The organism is Mycobacterium sp. 852002-51961_SCH5331710, from assembly GCF_001665535.1.
GTDB lineage: Bacteria > Actinomycetota > Actinomycetes > Mycobacteriales > Mycobacteriaceae > Mycobacterium.
The window spans coordinates 153,307-178,843 of record NZ_LZSQ01000123.1 but is presented as its reverse complement, the minus strand read 5'-3'; the positions used below and the strand labels follow the sequence as shown (position 1 = coordinate 178,843).

At 66.4% G+C, this 25,537-nt stretch carries 29 protein-coding genes and 2 pseudogenes; 5 read left to right on the top strand and 26 right to left on the bottom strand.

Going from position 1 to position 25,537, the window contains the following annotated elements; genetic code table 11:
* Nucleotides 1-30 precede the first annotated feature (30 nt).
* The 9 genes from rplR to A5752_RS23795 all read right to left on the bottom strand — a co-directional run bounded on the left by rplR (nt 31) and on the right by A5752_RS23795 (nt 6,312).
* Nucleotides 31-444: a 50S ribosomal protein L18 gene (gene rplR, locus A5752_RS23835; RefSeq protein WP_067091063.1), complete on the bottom strand. Its 414-nt coding sequence runs from the start codon at nt 442-444 to the stop codon at nt 31-33.
* A gap of 2 nt (nt 445-446) precedes the next feature.
* Entirely contained in the window at nt 447-986 is a 540-nt protein-coding gene (gene rplF / locus A5752_RS23830) for a 50S ribosomal protein L6 (RefSeq protein ID WP_067091061.1), read from the bottom strand.
* Between the two features lie 21 nt (nt 987-1,007).
* A complete protein-coding gene (gene rpsH / locus A5752_RS23825) occupies nt 1,008-1,406 on the bottom strand; it encodes a 30S ribosomal protein S8 (RefSeq protein ID WP_067091058.1) in 399 nt (132 codons plus the stop codon).
* A 171-nt stretch (nt 1,407-1,577) separates the two neighbouring features.
* On the bottom strand, nt 1,578-1,763 hold the full coding sequence (locus A5752_RS23820; RefSeq protein WP_059101363.1) for a type Z 30S ribosomal protein S14: 186 nt from the start codon (nt 1,761-1,763) through the stop codon (nt 1,578-1,580).
* A 3-nt stretch (nt 1,764-1,766) separates the two neighbouring features.
* Complete coding sequence (gene rplE / locus A5752_RS23815; RefSeq protein ID WP_067091055.1) at nt 1,767-2,330, bottom strand: 50S ribosomal protein L5; 564 nt, start codon at nt 2,328-2,330, stop codon at nt 1,767-1,769.
* A gap of 1 nt (nt 2,331) precedes the next feature.
* Entirely contained in the window at nt 2,332-2,649 is a 318-nt protein-coding gene (gene rplX, locus A5752_RS23810; protein WP_067091052.1) for a 50S ribosomal protein L24, read from the bottom strand.
* Nucleotides 2,650-3,018: a 50S ribosomal protein L14 gene (rplN, locus tag A5752_RS23805; protein WP_067091049.1), complete on the bottom strand. Its 369-nt coding sequence runs from the start codon at nt 3,016-3,018 to the stop codon at nt 2,650-2,652.
* A 214-nt stretch (nt 3,019-3,232) separates the two neighbouring features.
* Entirely contained in the window at nt 3,233-3,922 is a 690-nt protein-coding gene (locus tag A5752_RS23800; protein WP_067091041.1) for a hypothetical protein, read from the bottom strand.
* Nucleotides 3,923-3,960: 38 nt separating this feature from the next.
* Nucleotides 3,961-6,312: an arylsulfatase gene (locus A5752_RS23795; protein ID WP_067091039.1), complete on the bottom strand. Its 2,352-nt coding sequence runs from the start codon at nt 6,310-6,312 to the stop codon at nt 3,961-3,963.
* A gap of 204 nt (nt 6,313-6,516) precedes the next feature.
* Between A5752_RS23795 and A5752_RS23790 the strand changes: the two genes are divergently transcribed.
* Nucleotides 6,517-7,227: a GAF domain-containing protein gene (locus tag A5752_RS23790; protein ID WP_067091037.1), complete on the top strand. Its 711-nt coding sequence runs from the start codon at nt 6,517-6,519 to the stop codon at nt 7,225-7,227.
* A gap of 140 nt (nt 7,228-7,367) precedes the next feature.
* On the top strand, nt 7,368-8,915 hold the full coding sequence (locus A5752_RS23785) for a sugar transferase (RefSeq protein ID WP_067091034.1): 1,548 nt from the start codon (nt 7,368-7,370) through the stop codon (nt 8,913-8,915).
* A gap of 70 nt (nt 8,916-8,985) precedes the next feature.
* On the opposite strand, the gene rpsQ is transcribed toward A5752_RS23785, so the two are convergent.
* The 13 genes and pseudogenes from rpsQ to A5752_RS23720 form a co-directional block, all read right to left on the bottom strand.
* Entirely contained in the window at nt 8,986-9,288 is a 303-nt protein-coding gene (rpsQ, locus tag A5752_RS23780; protein ID WP_067091031.1) for a 30S ribosomal protein S17, read from the bottom strand.
* Nucleotides 9,288-9,521 carry a 50S ribosomal protein L29 gene (gene rpmC, locus A5752_RS23775; protein WP_067091029.1) on the bottom strand — a complete coding sequence of 78 codons (234 nt, stop codon included), beginning with the start codon at nt 9,519-9,521 and terminating at the stop codon, nt 9,288-9,290. Before rpmC ends, rpsQ begins: the two co-directional genes overlap by 1 nt.
* Nucleotides 9,521-9,937 (bottom strand): 50S ribosomal protein L16, encoded by a 417-nt coding sequence (rplP, locus tag A5752_RS23770; protein ID WP_059101353.1) that lies wholly within the window; start codon nt 9,935-9,937, stop codon nt 9,521-9,523. The genes rpmC and rplP overlap by 1 nt, the downstream gene beginning before the upstream one ends.
* Nucleotides 9,938-9,940: 3 nt before the next feature.
* Complete coding sequence (rpsC, locus tag A5752_RS23765) at nt 9,941-10,813, bottom strand: 30S ribosomal protein S3 (protein ID WP_067091026.1); 873 nt, start codon at nt 10,811-10,813, stop codon at nt 9,941-9,943.
* Nucleotides 10,813-11,403 (bottom strand): 50S ribosomal protein L22, encoded by a 591-nt coding sequence (rplV, locus tag A5752_RS23760; protein WP_067091024.1) that lies wholly within the window; start codon nt 11,401-11,403, stop codon nt 10,813-10,815. Before rplV ends, rpsC begins: the two co-directional genes overlap by 1 nt.
* Nucleotides 11,400-11,681, bottom strand: coding sequence for a 30S ribosomal protein S19 (gene rpsS / locus A5752_RS23755; RefSeq protein WP_007167837.1), 282 nt, complete (start codon nt 11,679-11,681; stop codon nt 11,400-11,402). Before rpsS ends, rplV begins: the two co-directional genes overlap by 4 nt.
* 21 nt (nt 11,682-11,702) lie before the next feature.
* Complete coding sequence (gene rplB, locus A5752_RS23750) at nt 11,703-12,539, bottom strand: 50S ribosomal protein L2 (RefSeq protein ID WP_067091022.1); 837 nt, start codon at nt 12,537-12,539, stop codon at nt 11,703-11,705.
* 24 nt (nt 12,540-12,563) lie between these two features.
* Nucleotides 12,564-12,866: a 50S ribosomal protein L23 gene (rplW, locus tag A5752_RS23745; protein ID WP_067091015.1), complete on the bottom strand. Its 303-nt coding sequence runs from the start codon at nt 12,864-12,866 to the stop codon at nt 12,564-12,566.
* Complete coding sequence (gene rplD / locus A5752_RS23740; protein WP_067091013.1) at nt 12,866-13,519, bottom strand: 50S ribosomal protein L4; 654 nt, start codon at nt 13,517-13,519, stop codon at nt 12,866-12,868. Before rplD ends, rplW begins: the two co-directional genes overlap by 1 nt.
* Nucleotides 13,519-14,196 (bottom strand): 50S ribosomal protein L3, encoded by a 678-nt coding sequence (gene rplC, locus A5752_RS23735; RefSeq protein ID WP_067091007.1) that lies wholly within the window; start codon nt 14,194-14,196, stop codon nt 13,519-13,521. The genes rplD and rplC overlap by 1 nt, the downstream gene beginning before the upstream one ends.
* Nucleotides 14,197-14,209: 13 nt before the next feature.
* Nucleotides 14,210-14,515, bottom strand: coding sequence for a 30S ribosomal protein S10 (gene rpsJ, locus A5752_RS23730; RefSeq protein WP_003883485.1), 306 nt, complete (start codon nt 14,513-14,515; stop codon nt 14,210-14,212).
* A gap of 433 nt (nt 14,516-14,948) precedes the next feature.
* Nucleotides 14,949-15,304, bottom strand: a pseudogene (locus A5752_RS23725) (YybH family protein).
* Between the two features lie 4 nt (nt 15,305-15,308).
* Nucleotides 15,309-16,853 (bottom strand): carboxylesterase/lipase family protein, encoded by a 1,545-nt coding sequence (locus tag A5752_RS23720; RefSeq protein WP_067091005.1) that lies wholly within the window; start codon nt 16,851-16,853, stop codon nt 15,309-15,311.
* A gap of 147 nt (nt 16,854-17,000) precedes the next feature.
* Here A5752_RS23720 and A5752_RS23715 point away from each other — a divergent pair.
* Together A5752_RS23715 and A5752_RS23710 are read left to right on the top strand one after the other, a co-directional pair.
* Nucleotides 17,001-18,250 (top strand): annotated as a pseudogene (locus A5752_RS23715) (cytochrome P450).
* Nucleotides 18,251-18,347: 97 nt separating this feature from the next.
* Complete coding sequence (locus A5752_RS23710; RefSeq protein ID WP_067091003.1) at nt 18,348-19,610, top strand: cytochrome P450; 1,263 nt, start codon at nt 18,348-18,350, stop codon at nt 19,608-19,610.
* Here A5752_RS23710 and A5752_RS23705 read toward each other — a convergent pair.
* Nucleotides 19,576-20,229 carry a TetR/AcrR family transcriptional regulator gene (locus tag A5752_RS23705; protein ID WP_067090991.1) on the bottom strand — a complete coding sequence of 218 codons (654 nt, stop codon included), beginning with the start codon at nt 20,227-20,229 and terminating at the stop codon, nt 19,576-19,578. The genes A5752_RS23710 and A5752_RS23705 overlap by 35 nt on opposite strands.
* Nucleotides 20,230-20,319: 90 nt before the next feature.
* Here A5752_RS23705 and A5752_RS23700 point away from each other — a divergent pair, with 90 nt between their 5' ends.
* Entirely contained in the window at nt 20,320-21,969 is a 1,650-nt protein-coding gene (locus A5752_RS23700) for an MFS transporter (protein WP_067090987.1), read from the top strand.
* Here A5752_RS23700 and mftG read toward each other — a convergent pair.
* From mftG to mftE, 3 genes are read right to left on the bottom strand one after another with little or no spacing between them, the layout of a single operon-like run.
* The gene (gene mftG, locus A5752_RS23695; protein WP_067090985.1) at nt 21,892-23,322 is read right to left on the bottom strand and encodes a mycofactocin dehydrogenase MftG; all 1,431 of its coding nucleotides are present in this window, start codon (nt 23,320-23,322) and stop codon (nt 21,892-21,894) included. The genes A5752_RS23700 and mftG overlap by 78 nt on opposite strands.
* Nucleotides 23,323-23,362: 40 nt before the next feature.
* Complete coding sequence (gene mftF / locus A5752_RS23690; protein ID WP_067090983.1) at nt 23,363-24,775, bottom strand: mycofactocin biosynthesis glycosyltransferase MftF; 1,413 nt, start codon at nt 24,773-24,775, stop codon at nt 23,363-23,365.
* Nucleotides 24,772-25,515 (bottom strand): mycofactocin biosynthesis peptidyl-dipeptidase MftE, encoded by a 744-nt coding sequence (mftE, locus tag A5752_RS23685; RefSeq protein ID WP_067090980.1) that lies wholly within the window; start codon nt 25,513-25,515, stop codon nt 24,772-24,774. The genes mftF and mftE overlap by 4 nt, the downstream gene beginning before the upstream one ends.
* Nucleotides 25,516-25,537 lie beyond the last annotated feature (22 nt).

Sequence of the window (25,537 nt, the reverse complement as noted above, 5' to 3'; positions counted from 1 at the left end):
CAGTCCTTCCCATTGTGTTGAAGTCAGTCATCAGAATTGCAGTCCGCCCTCGCGCGCCGCATCGGCGAGCGCCGCGATCCGTCCGCCGTAGGTGTAACCACCGCGGTCGAACACGACCTTGTCGATACCTGCGGCCTTCGCGCGCTCGGCGATCAGCTGACCGACCCGCACGCTGTGCGCCTTCTTGTCCCCTTCGACCGCACGCACGTCGGCCTCGATCGAGGACGCGGCGACCAGCGTGGTGCCTTCGAGGTCGTTCACCAGCTGCACGTGGATGTGCCGCGACGAACGGTTGACCACCAGCCGCGGCACCTCTGCCGTACCGGAGATCTTCTTGCGCAACCGAGCATGGCGACGCAGCCGCGCGACCCGACGGGTCTCAGAGATGTTCTGGCCCACGGGCTTGCGCGTCGGCGCTGCCGAATCCTTTGTGGTTGAAGCCATTTCTACTTACCTGTCTTTCCGACCTTGCGGCGGATCTGCTCGCCCTCGTAGCGGATCCCCTTGCCCTTGTAGGGGTCGCTCTTGCGCAAGCGGCGGATGTTCGCCGCAACCTGGCCGACCTTCTGCTTGTCGATGCCGGAGATCGAGAACTTCGTCGGCGTCTCCACCGCGAATGTCACACCCTCGGGCGCGTTGATCGTCACCGGGTGGCTGTAGCCCAACGCGAACTCGAGGTTGGAACCCTTGAGCTGCACGCGGTAACCGACGCCGAAGATCTCCATCTTGGTGGTGTAACCCTCGGTGACGCCGGTGATCAGGTTCGCCACCAGCGTGCGTGACAGACCGTGCAGTGAACGGCTGCGCCGCTCGTCGTCCGGACGCGTCACCACGATCGCGCCGTCATCGTCACGAGCCACCCGGATCGGGTCGGCCACCGACAGTTCGAGACTCCCCTTGGGTCCCTTGACCGACACGTTCTGCCCGTCGATCGAGACGTCGACCCCGCTGGGGACCGGGACCGGCTGCTTTCCAATACGCGACATTTGAGCTCTACTCCCTCTCGCCTACCACACGTACGCGAGGACTTCGCCGCCCACGCCCTCTTGGGCTGCCTGGCGGTCGGTTCGGAGCCCCGACGACGTGGAGATGATCGCCACGCCGAGGCCGCCGAGAACCCGCGGCAGATTGGTGGATTTCGCGTACACCCGCAGACCAGGCTTGGACACGCGGCGCAGACCGGCGATGCTTCGCTCCCGGCTGGGGCCGTACTTCAGTTGCACGATGAGGGACTTGCCGACCCGAGCATCCTCGGTGCGGTAGTCGGCGATGTAGCCCTCGCGCTTCAGGATCTCGGCGATGTTGGCCTTGATCTTGGAGTGGGGCAGTGTCACCTCGTCGTGGTACGCCGAATTGGCGTTGCGCAGACGCGTCAAGAAGTCTGCGATCGGGTCCGTCATAGTCATCGAGCGCTGCTCCTCTTCGTGGCTGCGTCCCCCTCGCAGCTGCGCTGCTGGGGGCACCCCCACCGCATCGTCGTCATCGCGGTCATGACAGCGGTCTCACCTTTCTCGCGGTGGTTCCCGGTATCCGGGCCTGCCGCAACTTGTTTGGTTGGTCTGGTCTGTTGAGCTGGATTACCAGCTGCTCTTCTGCACGCCGGGCAGTTCGCCGGCGTGCGCCATTTCGCGCAGGCAGATCCGGCACAGGCCGAACTTGCGGAAGACGGCGTGCGGACGCCCGCAGCGCTGGCAGCGGGTATAGGCGCGCACCTTGAACTTCGGCTTCTTGTTGGCCTTGTTGACCAGTGCCTTCTTTGCCATTACTCAGTTCTCCTTGAACGGAAAGCCCAGCGCCCGCAGCAGCGCTCGTCCTTCGTCGTCGGTCGTCGCCGAGGTGACGACGGTGATGTCCATGCCACGGGGGCGGTCGATGGAGTCCACGTCGATCTCGTGGAACACCGACTGCTCGGTCAGACCGAAGGTGTAGTTGCCGGTGCCGTCGAACTGCTTTGGCGACAGGCCGCGGAAGTCGCGGATACGCGGGAGCGCGATCGAGATCAACCGGTCGAGGAACTCCCACATCCGGTCGCCGCGCAGCGTGACGCGGGCACCGATCGGCATGCCCTCGCGAAGCTTGAACTGCGCGATGGACTTGCGGGCCCGGCGGACCTCCGGCTTCTGGCCGGTGATCAGCGCGAGGTCGTTGACCGCGCCGTTGATCAGCTTGGCGTCGCGGGCGGCGTCGCCGACGCCCATGTTGACGACGACCTTGACCACGCCCGGAATCTGCATGACGTTGGCGTAGCCGAACTCCTTGGCCAGCGCGTCGCGGATCTCCTCGCGGTAGCGCTGCTTGAGGCGCGGCAGTGTTTTCTCAGCTGTAGTCATCTCAGATGTCCTTGCCGTTGGTCTTGGCGATGCGGACCTTCTTGCCCGTCTCCTCGTCAACCCGGTATGCGACGCGGGTGGGCTTCCCGTCGGAGTCGACGACCATCACGTTGGAGGCGTCGATCGGCGCCTCTTGGGTGACGATGCCGCCGGACTTGGCGCCGCGCTCGTTGCTCGACACCGCCGTATGCTTCTTGATCCGGTTGACGCCCTCGACCAGCACCTTGTTGCGGGTCGGGTAGGCGACCAGCACCTTGCCCTTGGCGCCCTTGTCCTTACCGGAGATGACCAGGACGGTGTCGCCCTTGTGGACCTTCATCTACAACACCTCCGGAGCGAGCGAGACGATCTTCATGAAGCGCTTCTCGCGCAGTTCGCGGCCGACCGGCCCGAAGATGCGCGTACCACGCGGGTCGTTGTCGGGCTTGATGATGACGGCGGCGTTCTCGTCGAACTTGATGTAGCTGCCGTCGGCCCGGCGGCGTTCCTTGACGGTGCGCACGACGACGGCCTTCACCACATCACCGCGCTTGACGTTGCCACCCGGAATGGCGTCCTTGACGGTCGCCACGATGACATCGCCGATGCCGGCGTAGCGTCGCGACGAGCCGCCGAGCACACGGATGCACAAGATCTCCTTGGCGCCCGTGTTGTCGGCGACCTTGAGCCGCGATTCCTGCTGAATCACTCGATCTCCTCGACCTGGTTTTTGTATGCACGCCAGATACCGACCTGGACGTGCGCGGTCTTGCTGTCACCTATGAGCACGCGGGGCCTGCCGGAACGACTGGCCGAGGTCTGCCCAAGGCAACCGCCTGATTCTATGGGAGGACCTGCAGGAAACCAAATCGCCGCTGATCAGCGGCCCCCTGCCCCACGGGCGGGCGTGGCCGTCGACGCCGTCAGGGTATGACGATGCCGAAGTCGCCCAGCAGCGGCGAGGTAAGCGGGTCGAAGGCCGCACCCTGCGCAGGGGCCTCGACGTGCACCGCGACCAGGTAGTCGCCGCTGGTCGTCGGGATATGGGCCAGCCGGTCGCCGAACTCGACAGCGTGTTCCGGGGAATCCGCCCACGATCCGAGCAGCTTCTGGCCGCTGAAGCCGCACAGTTCCGCCGGCAGGACGCTCAGGGTGCTGATGTCGGAGGCGGCCATGGCGTCGTCGGCATAGCGGTCGAAGGCCTCGGCGGGCGGCAGCGTCGTCCTGGCAATGGTGACCGACGCCGACATCCCGTCCGGACCGGTCAGCCGAAGGCCGACGTCGCCCTGTCCCGGCGCGGTCGACCATCCCGCGGGGAGCACCACCGTGATTTTGGGCGCGGCCGGATCGGGCACCGACGCCTCTTCGTAGGGCGGGTTGGGCACATCGCAGGCGACGCCCGTCGGCGAAGGCACCGCGGTGGTCGGCACGATGCCGGGCTGTTCGGTATCGGGTTCAGCAGCGGAGCTCGTGGTCGACGACGGCGGGGCGGTGGCGGAGATGGTCGTATCGGAGACGACCGCCTCTTCCGCGATCGGCGTGCCCTCGCTGTTGTCGACGCACGATGTGAGCAGACATGTCAGCGCGATCGTCGGCCACACGGCGTTTTTCATGAGCTGGATCCCGCCTTGTCCTCAGTCCTGCGCGGTCCTCAGTCCTGCGCGAAGGCGCGCGCGAACTCCCTCTCCACGTCCACGTACGGCTTACCCGAGACGTCGATGTTCACCTGGGTGATGGTGCCACCGGTGAAGGCGAACGGCGGCTTGTACGACCGCGAGACCGGGGATCCCGCGTTCCTGCCGATGCTCAGACTGGCGCCGGCGAGCCCGAACGTCCCCGGATGCACACGCACGCCGCTGAACGTCGCGACCTGTTGGTCGTCGATGTACAGCGCAGCGTCTCCCAGCGGAGTGTGGCTGCCCTCTGCGGTTCCGGTGCGCACGTACGCGACCCCGAAAATATGCCGCCCCAACGGTATCGGGTCCGGCGAGGAGAGCTGTTGTTCCTGTTCACCCAGGAAGTTGTAGACGTAGTGGAGCCGGCCGTCCTGAATGAACATCACGTGTCCCCCGTGTGCGCCACCGTGTTTGAAGATCACGCCCTCCGCGCCGGAGGTGTCGATCGTCATCTCGGCCATCACCGAGAACGACCGGCCCATGATCTCGGCCGCCGCGCCGGTGCCGACGTCGGCCGTTCCGGGGTAGTAGACGTAGGACTCGCGCTGCCCGGCGAGGCTGGGCCGCCACCGGGATATGGTGTCGAAGATGTTGAGGTCGCCCAGCGGCAGGCCGTTGTACTTATCGGCTTCGGCGAACCACAGTTTCTTGAGTTCTTCGAGCTTGTCCGGCTTTTCGGCGGCCAGATCGTGGCACTGGCTGCGATCGCTTTCGAGGTGGAACAGCTCCCACCGGTCTTTGTCGAAGTGCGACCAACCGGCCGGGGAGGCGGCGTGGACGGTGTTGGCGAACCAGCCGTCACGCCAGATTCCCCGCGTGCCGAGCATCGTGTAGAACTGCGTGTGCTTGTCGGTCGCGGCCGACGAATCTTTGAGCGCCGCCTCGAAACTCACACCGTCCAACGGCTTCTGCGGCACTCCCCTGACCGTCTCCGGCGGCGTGATTCCCAGCAGTTCGTAGATCGTCGGGGTGACGTCGCAGACGTTGATATAGGTGTCCAGTACATCGCCGTGCGCGGCGATGCCCTTGGGCCAGGAGATGATTGCGGGGTCGGCGATTCCGCCCTCGTGCGACGCGTAGCGCTTGAAGAGCTTGTAGGGGGCGTTGAACGCCATAGCCCAGCCGGTCGGATAGTGGTTGTAGGTCTCCGGTCCGCCGAGATTGTCGAGCAGCCTTAGACCGTCCTCGACCGTGTCGATGTAGCCGTTGAAGAACTTGACCTCGTTGACCGAGCCGTTCGGTCCGCCTTCCCCGCTCGCCCCGTTGTCGGAGATGACGACGATGATCGTGTTGTCGAGCTGACCCGACTCCTCCAGATAGTCGAGGATGCGGCCGATCTGGGCGTCGGTGTACGACAGGAAGCCGGCAAACACCTCGGCCATGCGGGTGAAGAGGCGTTTCTCGTCGTCACTGAGCTCGCCCCAGGGACGCACCGAGTCCTGCTCCGGCCACGGTTCACCGTTAGGCCCCTTGACGTCTCCATACGGATTCATCGGCGAGAGTTCGGTATCGGCGGGGACGATGCCGAGCCTCTTCTGGTTCTCGAGCACGATCTCGCGGTAACGCTCGTAGCCCATGTCGAACTTGCCGGCGTAGCGGTCGGCCCACTCCTTGAAGACGTGATGCGGCGCGTGGCCGGCTCCCGGACACACATAGGAAAACCACGGTTTGTCCGGTGCGATGACCTTCGCGTCGCGGATGAACTCGATCGTCCTGTCCGCCAGGTCTTTTGACAGGTGGTAGCCCTCTTCCGGTGTCCCCGGCGGAGCAACGGGATGGTTGTCGTAAACCAGGTCCGGATACCACTGGTCCGTCTCACCGCCCATGAACCCGTAGAAGCGCTCGAAGCCACGCGACAGCGGCCAATGTCGCTTGGCGGAAGCCAGATTCGACTCCTCGAGCGGGGTCAGATGCCACTTTCCCACGCAGTAGGTGTTGTATCCATGCTCGACGAGCACCTCGGACAGCAGCGCGGTGTCGAACGGAATCCGGCCGTTGCAGCCGGGAAAGCCGTCGGTGAACTCTTCGATGGTGGCCATGCCGACGGTCGTCGGATTTCGTCCGGTCAGCAGTGAGGCGCGGGTCGGCGAGCAGAGCGCGGTGGTGTGGAACTGCGAGAGCCGAACGCCGCGTTCGGCGATACGGCTCATCGTCGGCATCTCGACCAGGCCACCGAAGCAGTCCCATGTGGCGATCCCGATGTCGTCCCACACGAGGTACAGGATGTTGGGCGCGCCGTCGGGAGCGGTGGGCGCGGCGTAGGGTCCCCAGTCCGGTTCGGAGTCTCGGATGTCGAGTTCGATCTTGCCGTTGAATTCGGTCGCCATGCCCCGCCTTGGTCTCGCGTCGAAGGTTGGCCCGGAGATTACACCCGGGGCGTCTCGGTTAGCTGACGATCTGACGACGACCTCATCAACGCGAGTTGTGCCCCTGTCAAAGGATTTGTCCCACAGGAAACCACGGCGGCGGGACACTTCCGGGATGAGGCGATATCACTTGAAGAGCAGCCCTTTCGTATACCGTTCGCTCTTGTGACCAAGTCGCTGCAGGCCTTCGATGAGTGGCTCAACCGCTCACTCGAAGAATGCGCGCGCAACGCCGGCCTTGATGTCGAGTCCTATGTCGCGCGCGCGGTCGCGTCGCAGATGGTCGCCGACCAGATGCGCACGAAGGTTTCGGCGAAGGAACTGCTCGCCCACCTCTCGCAGTCCGGGGTGCTCGCCAGCGACGAGATGCCGGACGTATCGGCCGCCGTCACGGACCCCGACAGGTTGAGTTCTCTGCACTCCACCGGACTCATGGATACACCGCCGGACCCGGCCTACGACCGCATCACCCGGGCTGCCGCCGAAGCGCTGGACACGCCCTTCGCGGCCGTGACACTGGTCGACGCCGACCGCACGTACTACAAGAGCACCACCGGGATGGGACAGCTGTCGATCGAGGAACGTCAGATGCCGTTCGACCAATCCATCTGTCAGTACACCGTTGCCGACTGCGCTCCCCTCGTGCTCGAAGACGCAAGGATCGACCCCGTTTTCGGGAACCATCCGGTGGTCCGGGGCGGTGCGATGGCGGCATACCTCGGCATTCCCTTGATCGATCATGAGGGTCGTGCCATCGGCACGTTGTGTGTATCCGACAGCAAGCCCCGGCAGTGGGGCACTGGCCACGTCCAGATCTTGAGCGATCTGGCACAACTTGCCGTGGAGCGCATGTTCGGGCAAAGCCCGACCCCATGACGGGGAAGCCCGAGCTAACACGCGGTCGTTGCGTTTTCAGACGCATCACCTTCGACCGGCGGGTGTGGTGCCTCAAAGTGACGTACTGGTGGGTAAAGTACCCTAGTATGAGTTGCCACTTCCGTTCTAGAGAGTGATAGATGCAGCTTAAGGCCGATGTTTCGGACCACGCGCCAAGTAGCCAGCGAACGGTTCCGCGGCTGACGGTCGTGCCGGACCCGGCTCACGGCTCGGGGCTCGATAATCGAACGCCGCGCTGGGTCGAGGTCCTCCGCGTCGATCCCTGGTACTCCGTGATCACGGTGCTGCTCGACGCCATCCCCGCGGTGGCCGCGGTGGTCCTGGCGCATTGGTGGATTCCGGGCGATATGGAGAACGCGCGCAACATCGCGCTGTCCTCGTGGCTCTTCATTCCGATGCTGCTCATCGTGATGGGCGCCCGGTCGATGTACCGGCAGAAGCTGAACGAAGGCTTCCTCGACCAGTTCGAGCCCGTAGCAACCTCGATAGCGTTGGCCGCTCTGGGGACGTTGACCCTCATGGTCCTTATGGTGCCGCGGCTCCCGATCGGCCAGGTTCTGTCACCGTACGTGCGCCCGAGCGAGATCGTCCTGAAGATCTGGCTCTGCGCGGCTCTTCTCATACCGGCAGTGCGCCTGTCGAGGTCGTTGGTGAACCGATGGCTGCGGCGGAAGTGGCAGGTGGGCAGGCCCGCACTGATTGTCGGCTCCGATCCGGTCGCCCACCAACTCATCTCCCGCATGCGTGACATCCGCGACTACGGCCTCCGGCCCGTGGGTGTGCTGGACGATTTCCGACCGGAAGACGTCGAGATGTTCGACGTGCCCTACCTCGGCCGCACGAGCGATCTCGAAGCCGCTGCGCGCGCCACGCGCGCCGAGGAGCTCATCATCGCTCCGTCGCAGCTGCCCGACGAACAGCTGGCACGCACTGCCCAGCTGGCCCAGGAACTCGGAATGCGGGTTCGGGTGGTCCCGCGGCTGATGGACGTCGTCGGGACCGGCACCCGGATCGAACACATGGGCGGCGTACCGCTGATGGTGCTCACCCGCGTCAATCCGAAGGGGTGGCAGTTCGCCGTCAAACATTGCGTCGATCGCGTCGTTTCCCTGATCGGGCTCGTGCTGATCTCGCCTCTGCTCGCTGTCCTCGCCCTGGCCGTGAAGCTCAGTTCGCCGGGCCCGATCTTCTTCACCCAACCGCGGATCGGCCGCGACGGAAAAGTCTTCGACTGTTTGAAGTTCCGCACCATGCGCCAGCCCGATACGTCCGAGACGGATTTCGACCTGGACGAGGGCACGGCGCCCGGAGGAGTCGAGGGTTCGGACCGCCGCACGCGCATCGGCCGGATCATGCGCAGGGCGTCGCTCGACGAACTGCCCCAGTTGGTCAACGTGCTGCGCGGGGAGATGAGCCTTGTGGGTCCCCGGCCGGAACGGCCGGAGTTCGTCGAGCTGTTCGAGATGCACGTGCGTCGCTACGGCCAGCGCCACCGGGTGAAAGCGGGGATGACGGGCTGGGCTCAGGTCCACGGTTTCCGGGGGCAGACGTCGATCGCCGACCGCGCCGAGTGGGACAACTACTACATCGACAACTGGACGCTGTTCCTCGATCTCAAGATTTTGATCCTGACGGTCCTCGCGGTGCTCCGGCCCGCCGAAGACTGAACCCGCGTCGGAACACCGAAACGAAAAACCCCCGACACATCGTGTGCGGGGGTTTTCCTTGCGGTGCGTCCTATTTGGCCTTCTCGAGGATCTCGACGAGCCGCCACCGCTTGGTCGCCGACAGCGGACGCGTCTCCATCAGCGACACCCGGTCGCCGATGCCCGCGATGTCGTTCTCGTCGTGCGCCTTGACCTTCTTGGTGGTGCGGATGATCTTGCCGTAGAGCGGGTGGCTCTTACGATCTTCCAGCTCGACCACGATGGTCTTCTGCATCTTGTCCGACACCACGTAGCCGATGGCCGTCTTACGCCGGCCGCGCTCTTCTTCCTTACGCGGCGTGTACTTGGGGCCTGCCCCTTTGTTCTCTGCCATTACGAATCCTCACCCATGGGTCCGGAGGCCAGACCCAACTCACGTTCGCGCAGCACGGTGTACACACGCGCGATTTCCTGACGCACCGTGCGAAGCCGGCGGTTGTTCGACAACTGGCCGGTCGCCATCTGGAAGCGCAGGTTGAACAGCTCTTCCTTGGACTCGCGCAGCCGATCCTTCAGTTCGTCGTCGGTCAGCTCGCGCAGTTCGCCCGGCGTCACTCCCACTGCCATCAGAAGTGCTCCTCTCGGGTAACGATGCGTGCCTTGATCGGCAGCTTGTGGATCGCACGGGTCAGCGCAGCCCGGGCGGTCGCCTCGTCGGGGTAGCTCAGCTCGAAGAGCACGCGACCCGGCTTGACGTTGGCCACCCACCACTCCGGCGAACCTTTACCGGAACCCATGCGGGTCTCGGCCGGCTTCTTGGTCAGCGGGCGGTCCGGGAAGATGTTGATCCACACCTTGCCGCCACGCTTGATGTGCCGGTTGATCGCGATACGAGCCGACTCGATCTGCCGGTTGGTGATGTAGGCGTGTTCCAACGCCTGGATGCCATAGTCACCGAAGCTCACCGTCGTGCCGCCGCTGGCGATGCCGCGCTGCCTCGGGTGGTGTTGCTTACGGTGCTTGACCTTGCGGGGAATCAACATGATTCAGCTCTCCGTGTTTTCCGTGGGCGTCTCGACCGCAGCCGCTGCCTGCGCAGCCGCGGCGTTGTCCGCCACACTGCCTGCCGGAGCGGTGCCGCTCTCGGAACCGCCGGTGGCCGCCCGGCCGGCTTCGGTGCTCGTCGCGGTGGTGCCCGACGCGCCGCTACGGCGAGGCCGGGTGCCCGACGGACGCTCGCGACGCGGACGATCCGCACCCGCGGGCACCGCAGCGGCCAGCTCACGCTTGCCACCGACGATGTCGCCCTTGTAGATCCACACCTTCACGCCGATACGGCCGAAGGTGGTCTTGGCCTCGTACAGGCCGTAGTCGATGTCGGCGCGCAGCGTGTGCAGCGGCACCCGACCTTCGCGGTAGAACTCCGAGCGGCTCATCTCGGCGCCACCGAGGCGGCCCGAGCACTGAACGCGGATGCCCTTGACGTTCGGCTGCCGCATCGCGGACTGGATCGCCTTGCGCATGGCGCGGCGGAACGCCACGCGGTTGGACAACTGCTCGGCGACGCCCTGGGCCACCAACTGCGCCTGCGACTCGGGGTTCTTGACCTCGAGGATGTTCAGCTGCACCTGCTTGCCGGTCAGCTTCTCCAGATCGGCGCGGATGCGGTCGGCTTCGGTGCCACGGCGGCCGATCACGATGCCTGGACGCGCGGTGTGGATGTCGACGCGCACGCGGTCGCGGGTGCGCTCGATCTCCACGTCGGCGATGCCGGCGCGCTCGAGACCGGTGGCCAGCAGCCGTCGGATCGCCACGTCTTCCTTGACGTAATCCTTGTACTGCTTATCGGCGTACCACCGGGACTTCCAGTCGGTGGTGATACCGAGCCGGAAGCCGTGGGGATTGATTTTCTGGCCCACTACTCCGAGCCCTCCTTCGCATCGGACGCTTCAGCAGTCGATTTCTCGGCCTTGGTGCTGGCCTTCGCCTCTGCCGACTTCTTGGGCGCCGCCTTCTTGGCTGGCGCCTTCTGGGCGGCCTTGTTGGCGGGCGCCTTCGTGGCCGCTTCAGCACTCTTGGCCTTGCTGCCCTGGGCGCGACGTGCGCGCGCCGCGCTGGCCGACTGGCCCGACGAACCACGGCCACCCTCGCGGGGCGGACGGCTCTCGACGATCACCGTGATGTGGCTGGTGCGCTTGCGGATCCGGAAAGCACGGCCCTGGGCGCGCGGCCGGATGCGCTTGGCAGTCGGGCCCTCGTCGGCGTAGACGGTGGCGACCACGAGGGTGGACGGATCCAGGCCCTCGTTGTTCTGCGCATTGGCCGCCGCGCTCGCGATGACCTTGGCGACCGGCTCGCTGGCCGCCTGCGGCGCCCACCGCAGGATGTCCAGCGCTTCGGACACCGACTTGCCGCGCACCAGGTCGATGACCCGGCGCGCCTTCGTCGCCGACACGCGCACGAAGCGCGCCTTGGCGACGGCAGACGGATATTCAGTCGTGATACTCACCGGCGCTTAGCCTTCCGGTCGTCCTTGATGTGACCCTTGAATGTGCGGGTCGGGGCGAACTCGCCCAGCTTGTGACCCACCATCGCCTCGGTGACGAACACCGGGACATGCTTGCGGCCGTCATGCACCGCAAAGGTGTGCCCGATGAAGTCGGGGATGATGGTCGACCGACGCGACCAGGTCTTGATGACCTGCTTGGTGTTCTTCTCGTTCTGTGCGTCGACCTTCTTCAACAGATGGTCGTCGACGAACGGACCCTTCTTCAGGCTGCGTGGCATATTCCTTGTACCTGCCTACTCTCAGCGCTTCTTGCCGGTGCGCCGGCGACGGACGATGAGCTTGTTGCTCGCTTTGTTGGGCTTGCGGGTGCGGCCTTCGGGCTTACCCCACGGGCTCACCGGGTGGCGACCACCGGAGGTCTTACCCTCACCACCACCGTGCGGGTGGTCGACCGGGTTCATCACGACGCCACGGACGGTGGGACGCTTGCCCTTCCACCGCATGCGGCCGGCCTTGCCCCAGTTGATATTCGCCTGCTCGGCGTTGCCGACCTCACCGACGGTGGCGCGGCAGCGCACGTCGACGCGGCGGATCTCACCGGACGGCATACGCAGCGATGCGTACGTGCCTTCCTTGCCCAGCAGCTGAATGCTGGACCCGGCCGAACGCGCGAGCTTGGCTCCGCCGCCCGGTCGCAACTCGACCGCGTGCACGAGCGTGCCCGCGGGGATGTTGCGCAGCGGAAGATTGTTGCCCGGCTTGATGTCGGCGTTCGGACCCGACTCGACGATGGTGCCCTGCTTGAGACCCTCGGGGGCGATGATGTAGCGCTTTTCGCCGTCGAGGTAGTGCAGCAGTGCGATGTTCGCGGTGCGGTTCGGGTCGTACTCGATGTGCGCGACCTTGGCGTTGACGCCGTCCTTGTCGTTGCGACGGAAGTCGATCACCCGGTAAGCGCGCTTGTGCCCGCCACCCTTGTGCCGAGTGGTGATGCGCCCGTGTGCGTTTCGGCCGCCCCGACCGTGCAGCGGACGAACCAGCGACTTCTCCGGATGGTCGCGGGTGATCTCAGCGAAATCGGAGACGCTGGCACCGCGGCGACCGGGGGTCGTCGGCTTGTACTTGCGAATTGCCATGATTCTCTAAGTTCTCTCTGCCGGCTAGGCCGGCGCTCCGAACAGGTCGATGGGCTTGCTGCCTGCGGCCAGCGTCACGATGGCGCGCTTGGTGCTCTTGCGCTTCCCGTATCCGGTCCGGGTGCGCTTGCGCTTGCCCTGCCGGTTGGCGGTGTTCACCGAGTCGACCTTGACGCCGAAGATCTTCTCGATCGCGATCTTGATCTGCGTCTTGTTCGAGTCGGGATGCACGACGAACGTGTAGACGTTGTCCTCGATCAACCCGTACGACTTCTCGGAGATGACCGGCGACAAGATGATGTCGCGGGGATCAGTGACGGTCGCCATCAGGCCGACACCTCCTCTTTCGCAGTCTGGTTGGCGCTGATGTAGGCGTTGAGCGCCTCGACACTGAAGATCACGTCGTCAGCGTTCAGCACGTCGTAGGTGTTGAGCTGATCGGGCGAAAGCACGTGCACGCCGGGGAGATTGCGCACGCTCTTGGCGCCCACCTCGTCGGTGCGGCCGATGACCAGAAGTACCTTGCGACGATCGGTCAGCGTGGCCAGGAACGCCTTGGCGCTCTTGGTCGACGGGGTCTGACCCTCGACGATCTCGGTGATCGCGTGGATCCGGTCGTTGCGCGCGCGGTCCGACAGCGCACCGCGCAAAGCGGCGCGGATCATCTTCTTCGGGGTCCGCTCGCTATAGTCACGCGGCTTGGGGCCGTGCACCGTGCCACCGCCGGAGAACTGCGGGGCGCGGGTCGAGCCCTGGCGCGCGCGGCCGGTGCCCTTCTGCCGGTACGGCTTCTTGCCGCCGCCGGAGACCTCACCGCGGGTCTTGGTGGAGTGCGTGCCCTGCCGTGCCGCGGCCAACTGCGCCGTCACCACCTGGTGCATCAGCGCGATGTTCGCCTCGACGTCGAACAGCTCGGCGGGCAGCTCGACGGAGCCGTCCTTCTTACCCGCCGGGGTGTGGACATCAACTTTGAGAGTCATTACTTCTCGCCTCGCTTGATTGCGCTGCGGACCATCACGAGCCCGCCGTTACGGCCGGGGATGGCGCCCTTGATCAACAGCACGCCGTTCTCGGCATCGACCTTGTGCACCAACAGGTTCTGCGTCGTCACGCGGTCGTTGCCCATACGGCCCGACATACGCGTGCCCTTGAACACCCGGCCCGGTGTGGCGCAGCCACCGATGGACCCGGGGCGGCGGTGCACAGCCTGCGCGCCGTGGCTGGCGCCCTGACCGCGGAAGCCGTGCCGCTTCATCGTGCCGGCGAAACCCTTGCCCTTGCTGGTGCCGGTCACGTCGACATAGGCGCCGTCGGCGAAGATCTCGGCGGTCAGCTCCTGACCGACCTCGTATTCGGCGACGGCGGACTCGTCATCGAGCCGCAACTCGGCCAGGTGCCGGCGCGGGTTCACCCCGGCGGCCGAATACTGGCCCGTCACAGGCTTGTTCACCTTCCGGGGGCTGATCTCGCCGTAAGCCAGCTGCACAGCGCTGTACCCGTCGCGCTCCGGCGTGCGGATGCGCGTCACCACGTTGGGCCCGGCCTTGACGACCGTCACCGGCACGACCCGGTTGTTCTCGTCGAACACCTGCGTCATGCCCAGCTTGGTGCCCAGAATGCCTCGCCGCGGGGCGGCGGATTTACTACCGCTAGCCATGTTCTGGTCTCTCCTACTGGATGTTGACGTCGACGCTGGCCGGCAGATCGATGCGCATGAGAGCGTCAACGGTCTTCGGCGTCGGGTCGAGGATGTCGATCAGCCGCTTGTGAGTGCGCATCTCGAAGTGCTCCCGCGAGTCCTTGTACTTGTGCGGGGACCGGATGACGCAGTACACGTTCTTCTCGGTCGGCAGCGGCACAGGACCAACCACGCTGGCGCCGGTTCTGGTGACCGTTTCCACGATCTTGCGCGCCGAGGCGTCGATCGCCTCGTGGTCGTAGGCCTTGAGCCTGATGCGGATCTTCTGTCCCGCCACGCTTCTCCTACCTCACTCATACTGGGCCCGGTTGGGCCGCTCTCACCGGCGCAGTCATGCTGCTGTGCCGCCGCTGTTCTTCTGTCTGTGGTCCACCGGTCCCCGCGGTCGGGTGTGTCGCCCGCACACGCACTCGTCCGCTCCGATAATCGTCGCGATCGAGATTGGCACCGGATGCGCCCGGTTGGGCGCCGGTCGTATGCCCCGGCCACGCGGTCCGAACAGGCACCGCCCCGGCTCAAGGCAACCCGAACAGTATGCCCTAGAAAACGGCACGCTCCAAATCCCTGGCCACGGGAAACCCGGCTGCGGGGACGCCGGCGGCCGCAGTCGACCTTACCGCGCAGTAAGGTACACCGCACGGGCCGCCGCGACCTCTACATATCGCGGCGGCGATCGCGCGGGCGCCCTGCTCCGCCTCGATCACCCCGCGTCAGCCGCGGTAGGTGCCGTGGCCCTCGCGGACGAGTCCGTCGGCACCGAAGATGAGCACCTCGTTGACCAGTCCGCCGCGGTGATTGCGGTAGATGATCACCAACGTCGACTCACCGCGGAGACGCCGACGACCTCGAAGTGCAGATCCGGCTGGGTAGCCAACGCCGCGACCCAGTACTGACGCAACGCATCCTTACCGCGCACCACTCCTCCGGTCTGCGGTAACACCCGCGCGGCGACCGGCGAGGTGAACAGCACGTCGTCGGTGAAATGCGCGAGCACGGCGTCGACGTCGTGCGCGTCCCACGCGCGCACCCAGTCGTCGGCGAAACGTTCGGGGTCAGGGGTCGGCACGCGATCAGCCTCGCAGACCCGCCCAGAAAGCGCACTGGTGTTTTTCAGCGAAGTTCGTAATGACCCGGTTGCCGTCTGGTTCCAACCACATCCGCTCTCCCGCAGGGGAATTCGTCAGCTTCGGCCAGTCGGGTCCTGGCGACCCGGTTGCGACGAACCGAGCCCAGTAGTCGATCATCTCGTCGGACAGACGCTCTTGCGCGGGGCTCAGCGCCGTCGCACCGCCGACGTCGAACAGATACCGCAACTCCAGCGAGTGCGCCGCCCCGATCGGGAACGGTGCTGCGTGCAGCGGTTCGGGCGCAGGCGCGTCATGGTCGCCGAACTCGTATGCATAGACCGGCCGGTCCGCCATGGCGCCGGCCATCCGGTCGGCCACACACGCGAAGTCGGCGGAAGTCACCGCCGCCGAGTACGCCAGCGCGACGTTGCCGCCGTACCGGTCGGGCGGATACCGCTCCGCCACGGCGGGGGAATGCGGCCCGAACGCCTCGGCCAGCAGTTCGGGGTAGTGACCAGCGTCGAACGGGCGGCCACGCAGCGCCTGCAGCGCGGCGAACAAGGCGAATTCGTCCGCGGTGGTGCCGATCATGACCGGCACGCGAGCGGCCTTACCGTCGGTGATCGCGGCGAACGAGTTCTCGGGCAGCGCCTCGGTGCCCGCGACCGGACCGCTCAGCCGTTCGGTGCCGAATCGGGCGTAGGTGAGCGGCTTTTGCAAACGGTCCGCGGGTAGCGACCGAAGGCAGTCCGCGGCGACGCGGGGATCGGCGCATCCAACGTCTGCCGCGTAGGCGACGCTGGCCTGCTGGGCGGCCGGCAGGTCATAGTGCGCCTGACATGGCGCGCTCTGGATGATCGCCGCGTTGAACAGGCCGCGCGATCCAGGAGCGACGAGGTGGTCGCACACCGCCATCCCGCCCGCCGACTCGCCCGCGATGGTGACCTTATCGGGATCGCCGCCGAATCCGGCGATGTTGTCGCGGACCCAGCGCAGCGCGGCCTGCTGGTCGGCGAGGCCGTAGTTCCCGACATCGCCGCCGGAGCCGAACGCCGGGTGGGCGAGGAAGCCCAGGGCGCCGAGTCGGTAGTTGATCGTGACGACCACGATGCCGCGCCCGGCCATGCGTCGTGCCGGGTAGATGTCGCCGCTGCCGTTGAGGAAGCTGCCGCCGTGGATCCACACCAACACCGGACGCTTCTCATCTGAGGGCGGCGGGGTCCAGACGTTGAGGGTCAGACAGTCCTCGCTGGGTGGCCGCCGGTCGACGTCGGAGCTGGTGTCCTGGATGCACCGCGCGCCGGGGCGCGTCGCGTCGCGAAATCCCGCCCACGGCGCCACCGGAGCGGGCGGCTGCCAACGCAGCACCCCGACCGGCGGTGCCGCATAAGGGATTCCGGCGAAGTAGCGGTGATCGTCGGCGATAGTCCCCCGCACGGCGCCCGCGGCGGTTCGCACCACCCCGGGGTCGACGGGCACATCCACGGCGGCGGTCTCGCCCCGGCCGCACCCGGACAGCGCGAGGGCGAGCAGAACGAGCAACGCCATCGCGCGCCGGGGGGCGCGCCGGGCCGGCCGCCCACCCAGTCCACTCGCCACGTCGCGAGCGTACTGAGCCGATGCGGGCCCCAAGCCGTGCCATCGCTTAGAGTGCGTACTTGACAGCTGTCAAGAATGACCCTGAGCGAGGGAACTATGAGCACGCCGATCATCGACGACGCCGCCAAGGTGCTGGCGGACCCGAAGGCCTACGCCGACGAGGCGAGCCTGCACGCCGCATTGACCCACCTGCGCAAGAACGCCCCGGTGTCCCTGGTCGACGTGCCCGACTACCGGCCGTTCTGGGCCGTCACCAAGCACGCCGACATCATGGCGATCGAGCGCGATAACGAGCTGTGGATCAACGCCCCGCGCCCGATGCTCGTCACGGCCGCGACCGACGACCTCTCACAGGCCAACCTCGCCGCAGGCGGCGGGCTGCGCACGCTCATCCACATGGACGACCCGTTGCACCGCGACATCCGCAAGATCGGCGCGGACTGGTTCCGCCCCAAGGCGATGCGCGCGCTGAAGACCCGGGTCGACGAGCTCGCCAAGATCTACGTCGACAAGATGGTCGAAAAGGGTCCCGAATGCGACTTCGTCCAAGAGGTCGCGGTGAATTTCCCGCTGTACGTGATCCTTTCGCTGCTCGGCCTGCCCGAATCGGACTTCGGCCGCATGCTCAAGCTCACCCAGGAGATGTTCGGCGGCGACGACGACGAGTTCACCCGCGGCAAGAGCGCGCAGGAATTGCACGAGGTCATCACGGACTTCTTCCGCTACTTCACCGCGTTGACCGCCGAACGTCGGGCCAACCCCACCGACGACCTGGCCTCGGCGATCGCCAACGCCAAGATCGACGGCGAATACCTCAACGACGTCGACTGCCTGTCCTACTACGTCATCGTCGCGAGCGCAGGGCACGACCCACGAGCGCGGCGATCTCGGGTGGCCTGCTGGCGTTGATCGAGAACCAGGACCAGCTCGCCCGCCTGAAGGCTCACCCGGAGTTGATGGGCACGGCGGTCGAAGAGATGATCCGCTGGACCACCCCCGTCAAGGAGTTCATGCGCACGGCCACGGCCGACACCGAGGTGCGCGGCGTGCCGATCAAACAGGGCGAGTCGGTGCTGCTGTCCTACGTCTCGGCCAACCGCGACGAGGACATCTTCTACGAACCATTCCGCTTCGACGTGGGTCGCGACCCGAACAAGCACCTCTCGTTCGGATACGGCGTGCACTTCTGCCTGGGCGCCGCACTCGCGCGCATGGAGATCAACAGCTTTTTCACCGAACTGGTGCCGCGGCTCGATTCGATCGAGCTGGCCGGCGACCCGGAGTTCATCGCGACGATCTTCGTCGGCGGGCTCAAGCACCTGCCGATCAAGTACGCGCTGCGCTGAACTTCGGCCCGGTGATGGAGCTCACCCTGGCGGCGCGACGTGGTGGCGGTCACATAGACTGCACTTGACACCCGTCAAGTCGTTCCCGAGGAGCTTCATGAGCACGCCGACGATGGACCAGGAATCACAGGAAGCCGCGAAGGTGTTCGCCGACCCCAAGGCGTATGCCGACGATGACCGGCTGCAAGCTGCGCTGGCTCATCTCCGGGCCCACAACCCGGTTCCGTATGTCGACCATCCGCCGTACCGGCCGTTCTATGCGATTACCAAACACGCCGACATCATGGAGATCGAGCGGGCCAACGACCTGTGGCTGAGCGAGCCACGGCCCCTGCTGGGGACCGCCGAGGCCGACGACCTCGCGCGGGCTCAACTCGAGGCCGGCATGGGGCTGCGCACGTTGATCCACATGGACGATCCGCATCACCGTGACGTTCGCAAGATCGGCGCAGATTGGTTCCGCCCCAAGGCGATGCGCGATCTGAAGGTGCGCGTCGACGAACTGGCCAAGCGCTATGTCGACAAGATGCGCGACATCGGACCCGAATGCGACTTCGTCGAGGACATCGCGGTGCACTACCCGCTCTATGTGATCCTGTCGCTGCTCGGCCTGCCCGAGGAGGACTTCCCGCGCATGCTCAAGCTGACCCAGGAAATCTTCGGCGGCGACGACGAGGAGTACCAGCGCGGCACCACCGCCGAAGAGAAGCTGCAGACGGTTATCGAGTTCTTCGCCTACTTCCACGAACTGACCGCCTCACGACGGGCCAACCCCACCGACGACCTGGCGTCGGCCATCGCCAACGGCACCATCAACGGTGAGCCGCTCTCCGATGTCGACACCGCGTCGTACTACGTCATCGTCGCGACCGCAGGCCACGACACCACCAAGGACGCGATCTCCGGCGGCCTTCGCGCGCTGATCGACAATCCCGACCAACTCGCCCGACTGAAGGCGCAGCCGGAACTGATGGGCACCGCGGTCGAGGAAATGATCCGCTGGAGCACCCCGGTCAAGGAGTTCATGCGCACGGCCGCCGAAGACACCGAGGTCCGCGGCGTGCCGATCGCCAAGGGTGAATCCGTTTATCTCGCTTACGCATCCGCCAACCGCGACGAAGACGTGTTCGACGAACCGTTCAAGTTCGACGTGGGGCGTGATCCGAACAAGCACCTGTCCTTCGGATACGGGGTGCACTTCTGTCTCGGCGCCGCGCTGGCGCGCATGGAAATGAACAGCCTGTTCACCGAATTGCTACCGCGGTTGGATTCGATCGAACTGGCCGGCGAACCCGAACTCGCCGCGACGGTGTTCGTCGGCGGGCTCAAGCATCTCCCGATTCGGTACTCGTTGAGGTGATCCCGCTCGGCCTCTTCGCGTGAGTGGCCAGAAAGCCATCCACCGCGGCCTCGGCGCATGCGCGGTAATCGAAATCGGCGACGGTCGACAACCTGCCGAGAATCAACGGGCCGATGAGCAGCGACAGCGTCTGCAACCGGTCCACCTCGTCCAGCTCGTCGGCCGCCTGCGGACCATCGAGAATCGCGTCGAAGGGTGCCGAGTACAGCGCGATGATGCGTGACCTCAAAGTGCCCACCGCATCCGAATGCGGCTCCTGCACTTCGGAATACGTCCCCACGTCGGGACCGGAGGCCATCCACGTCATGGCCGTGAGCATCGTCGGCACCTCGGCGATGGACTCCGCCCACCCGACGACGACCGCGATCAACTGATCGCGCAGGCTGCCGTCGGAGGGCGGCATCGGCGCAGGGTTGAGCAGGCTCATGAACGCCGCCGCCATCAAATCGTTGGCGCTGGAGAAGTGGCGATACAAGGTGGCACGCGCGACGTTGGCGGTGCGGGTGACCGCATCGATCGTGACCGCACTCGGGCCGCCGGCTCGCAGCAGCGTCGTCGCCGCTTCGAGCAAGCGAGCCCGGGACCGCGCGGGCCTCGGGTCGGTACTCGCCCCGCTCATCGTTTAACCCACCTCCTCGCCGGGAACAAGACTATCGGTCTCACAACAAGACTGTTAGTCTCAAAAATCCTCGGCGGAAGAGAGCGACACATGGTCGACACCCTCAGCCGGTCTGATCAGGATATCGGCGCCAGCGTCGCGGACCTGTCGACCCGAGCGCGCGTCTGGTTACTCACGGTGGCCTGCATGGGTGTCGCGCTGGCGATCAGCTCGATGGTGGCGCTCAATGCCGCGCTGCCCGACATCGCGGTCGAAACCACGGCCACCCAGGCGCAGTTGACCTGGGTCGTCGACGGTTACACCTTGGTGCTGGCGTGCCTGTTGCTGCCCGCCGGTGCGATCGGCGACCGGTACGGTCGCCGCGGCGCGCTGCTCGCCGGCCTGGCCATCTTCACCCTCGCCTCGGCCGCACCGCTCGTCATCGAGGGTCCGGTCGCCCTGATCGTCGCCCGCGCCGTGGCCGGGGTCGGTGCGGCATTGGTGATGCCGGCGACGCTGTCGCTGCTGACGGCCGCTTACCCGAAGTCCGAGCGCAACAAGGCCGTTGGCATCTGGGCAGGCGTCGCCGGCTCGAGCGCGGTGGTCGGATTCCTGGGATCCGGTGTACTGCTTCACTTCTGGTCGTGGCAGTCCATCTTCTGGGCATTCGCGATCTCCGGTGCGGGGCTGTTCGGCCTCGCCTGCACCGTGGCCTCGTCGCGCGATCAGCAAGCCACACCGCTGGACTGGTCGGGAGCCTTGCTGGTCGGTGGGGCCGTCGCGGTCTTCGTCTACGGCGTGCTCGAGGCGCCCACCCACGGCTGGACGCATCCACTGGTATACGGATGCATGGCAGCGGGGGTTATCTTGGCGGCCGCGTTCGCACTGTGGGAATTGCGCAGCGCGCACCCGTTGCTCGACATTCGGTTGTTCGCCAAGGCCGAATTCACCACCGGCGCCGTCGTGGTGACGTTCTTCTTCCTCGCGAACTTCGGATTCTTCTTCGTGGCAATGCAGTACATGCAGTTGTTACTCGGCTACAGCCCACTGCAGACGGCATTCGCGTTGGCGCCCCTGGTCGCCCCCCTGTTGGTCCTCAGCCTGGCGACGCCGTGGTATCTGCCGCGGTTGGGTCTGAGAATTGTCCTGTCCACCGGCCTGACACTGATCGCGGTCGGGTTGTTCTACATGCAGACACTCGAGGTCGACTCGCCATACCTGGACCTCGCGCTGCCGCTGCTCATCATGTCGACGGGCATCGGATTCTGCACGGCACCAGCGACTTCGGCGATCATGAGTGCGGTGCCAGACGAGAAGCAGGGCGTCGCGTCGGCGGTCAACGACACCACCCGAGAGATCGGCGCAGCCCTGGGCATCGCGGTGGCGGGCTCGGTGCTCGCCTCTCAGTACGGCGATAGGCTGCGACCCCATCTGGAAGGACTACCGGAAGCGCTCCGCACAGCCGCGTCGAACTCGTTGGCCGAGGCGCTCGAAGTATCTGCCCGGCTGGGCCCGCAGGGCGCCACGCTGTCACAGGCCGCCCGGCTGGCGTTCGTGGAATCCATGCACGTCTCGCTGATCGCGCTCGGCACACTGTGCGCGGTAGCGGCGGCGTTCATCGCAGTGTGGGCGCCCGGCCGCGACGGGAGGCAGTTGCGCTTCCTGGAGCGACTGACCTCGCGGTCAGACGATGAACTCGGCGGCTCGGTGTCCGAGCATGACGATGGTGGCGTGCGGGCCGCGACTCGGGATCACCGGTAACACCGACCCGTCGACGACCCACAACCCCGCGATGCCGTACACCCGGCATCGCGGATCGACCACCGCGACCTCGTCCCCTTCGACGCCCATCGGCGCGGTCCCCGAGAGGTGCTGCGACGTCGACCATGAGGTCGGTCCGACTTCGGCTGTCGCGCTGATGAGTTCGCGCGACAACGCGACTCCGGCGCGGAGCTTGTCGACATCGTCGGGCTCGCTGTCGTAACGGTGCTCGATGATCGGAGGCATATCGGGATCGGCGCTGACGATGCGCACCACGCCCCGCGACGTCGGCCGCATCAACGTCACCCCGATGTGGGGATGATCTGCCGGATCGTCGCGCCGACCGCTCACCATCGCCCCGAAACCGGCGGTATAAGGCCGGATCTCGAGACCGTCGTCGGTGATGAGCACGGCTTCGAGTGGCGGCAGGCCGTGGGTCTCGGTCCAGTTCACCGGCAGCACCAACTCGGGATGGTCCGACATCACCACCCCCACCGGGAGATCCGCCGTCGTCGGGATGCCCGCGGCTGCCAGTACCTCGGGTGGGCCCACACCGGACAGCATCAGCAGGTGGGCCGACCCGATCGCGCCGGCACACAACACGATGCGGTCGGCCTCGAGATAGGCTGCGCCGCCACGACTCGTGCACTCCACGCCGACCGCCTCGCCGTCGACGATGCGGATGCGTCGCACGCGGGTGTCGGTGAGCAGTGTGAGGTTAGGGCGAGACAGCGCGGGGTGAAGGTAGGCCCCGCCGGGACCCATCCGGGTGCCCTGGTGGATGTTCAGCGGCACCGCCCCGACTCCGCCGCCCACCGGGTGCTCGGCGGTGGAGCCGTTCAGATCGGTTATCCACGGATGTCCCGCCGCCGTCGCAGCATTCACGAATGAGGCTGTGCAGCCGTCGAATTCGGATACGCGCCGCACCATTATCGGCCCGTCCGACCCATGTACAGCGGTGTCGAAGTCGAGATCGGTCTCGATGGCGCGGAAGTGCGGGAGCAGGTCCGACCACGTCCAGCCGGGCAGTCGCCAGTCGTCGAAGTCGGACGGTAGCGCGCGGCAGAAGTAGCCGCCGTTGACGGCCCCGGAGCCGCCCACCACCTCGCCGCGCATGAGCATCGCGTGGCGGACCGGGTCGACGGTCAAGGTCGTCGGGTACCGCCGCACCACCGAGCTGGCCGTGCCGATCGGGAGCCGCAGTCCATCGCTGATCTGCGACGAGACGTGGGGGTCGGACGGTCCGGGTCCGGCTTCGACCACCGTGACGGTGCACGCGGGGTCGGCGGAGAGCCGCTCGGCCAGAACGGATCCGGCGCTACCGGCACCGACGATCAGGATGTCACTGCGCACGCGAGGAGCAATTGGGTCACTGCGCACGTAACGGTGTCGCTCAGGTCCGGATCTGGGGTTTGAGCGCACCGAGATTCCGCTCGCGCATCACACCGGTCCACAGACCCACGCCGTAGGCGATGTCGTCGAGGCGCTTGAGGAGGATGTAGGTGACCAGCCCGACCCGCTGGGTGTCGTCTTCGGTGTTGCGGCTGCGCGTCAACCAGTCGACGACCCCTTCCACCACCGCGGCCACCAGTACCACCTGACGGCATCGTCGAGACAGCAACGCGGCGATGAGTGCGAGCGGCCAGTAGTGTCGGCAGATCGCCGAGGCCAGCTGCATGGCGGCGGACCACAGTCCGTGAGCGGCCACCACCGCGATGTCCTTGGGTTCGGTTTCGACGCTCGACAGCGACCTGGCGATGCGGCGGCCGGTGATGGCGGCGACGACGACCGAGGCCAGGTATCCGATGGACGATCCCATCGCCATCAGTATCCAGGCCACCAGCGTCCAGCCCGAGATCACCAGCGGGGCGGTCTTGCCGGGATGGCGGACCGACAGCGGTGCGGCGGCCTCACCGTAGAAAGACCTGCGCACGAACCACTCTCGTAGTTGAGTGCGGTGGTCGTGGGCCACCAGGGCGATGGGCTCGTAGCGCAGGCGGGCGCCCGACTCGATGAGTCGCCAGCACAGATCGACGTCCTCGCCGGCGTTCAGCGTCTCGTCGAAGCCACCGACCTCGCGCAGCATCGCCCGGCGGCCGATGATCGCCGCACTGGGAACATAGGAGACCGTGCCGTACGGCATCACCGGGGCCTCACGCAGGCCGAGGTCGAGCGACGAGCGGACCGCCTCGTAGCGGGCGACCAGATTGTCCGGTTCGCGAAGACCGACGATGCGAGGCGCCACCAGGCCGACGGCGGGATCGCAGAAGTGCCCGAGCAGTGCCTCCAGCCATCCGCGCCGCGGCACGACGTCGCTGTCCAGGAAGGCCACGAAGTCGGTGGTGCACGCGGCCAGTCCGGTGTTGCGGGCGGCCGCGGGGCCCCGGCTGCGCTCGTGCCGCAGCACCCGCACCTGCGCGTGAACGTCGGCGAAGTCGGTGTCCTCGATCGGTATGGCCGAGCCGTCGTCGACCACGATGACCTGCAAGCCGCGCACGGCGGTCAGCAGCCGCCTGACGCCAGAAGCGTTGTCGCGCACCGGGATCACCACAGTCACATCGCGATGCGACGGGCCGCTGGCCGGACGCGGATGTGCCACCGTCGCGTCGAGCAGCGTGCGCGCAAGCTGGGCGCTGACGGCGTCGTGCACTTCGAGCCGACCGCCGCTGAGCATCGTCTGGGCGGCGGGGGCCAAGCGAAGGAGACGAGTAGGTGAACCGCCGAGCAGGGCCGACCCCTCGCCGAGCACCTTCACCCGGCGGTCGACCTGAACGGCGAAGCCGTCGGGCAGCCGCGGCCCGGTCATGTCAGCATCCCGTCGCGGTCCGGAGCCCAGCGCGTGATCCGCCGAAGGCATGTCTCGACCATATCGGGAAAAATCCGCGCGCCGTCCTCCACGGTGGCGGTCGTGGGATCGCCGAGCACCCCGACCTCGCTCACCGCGGCGACACCACCCCGGCGCAGCTCCCCAATCAGCTCGCGCAGGGGCGCGACGTTGCCAGGCACCCGCTCGTCGACGCGGACGTCCTGGGGCGAAATATGTAGCAATACAGACGTTTCGGTATGGCCGGCGTGCGCGTCCGCACCCGCGACGGTGCAGGAGCACCAGCCCGCGTCCCGCCCCTCGTAGCGCAGCAAAGCGGTCGCGGCGGCGAGCGCCTCGACGTTGCCGCCGTGGCCGTTGACGAAGACCAGCCGGGACGCCCATCGCGATGCCGACCTGCCGAACTCCACCAGCAACAGCCGCAGCGCGGACGTCCCGATCGAGACGGTGCCGCTGAACTCTTCGTGCTCGCCGCTGGCGCCGTAGCCGATGGCCGGCGCGACCAACCAGTTCGCTTCGTCGCCGTCGGCCAGCCGGTCAGCAACCGCCCGGCAGACGGCGGTCGCGATCCGCGTGTCGGTGTCCAGCGGAAGATGGGGGCCGTGCTGCTCGGTGGAGCCGACCGGGACGAGCAGTGCTGACGTGGTGCTCTGCAGCTGCTTCGACGTCGCATTCGCGAGCTCGCTGACAGATGGCACTCGCCGATGGTAGGCCGAATTCACCTGTCGTGCGCCAATTGTTGAA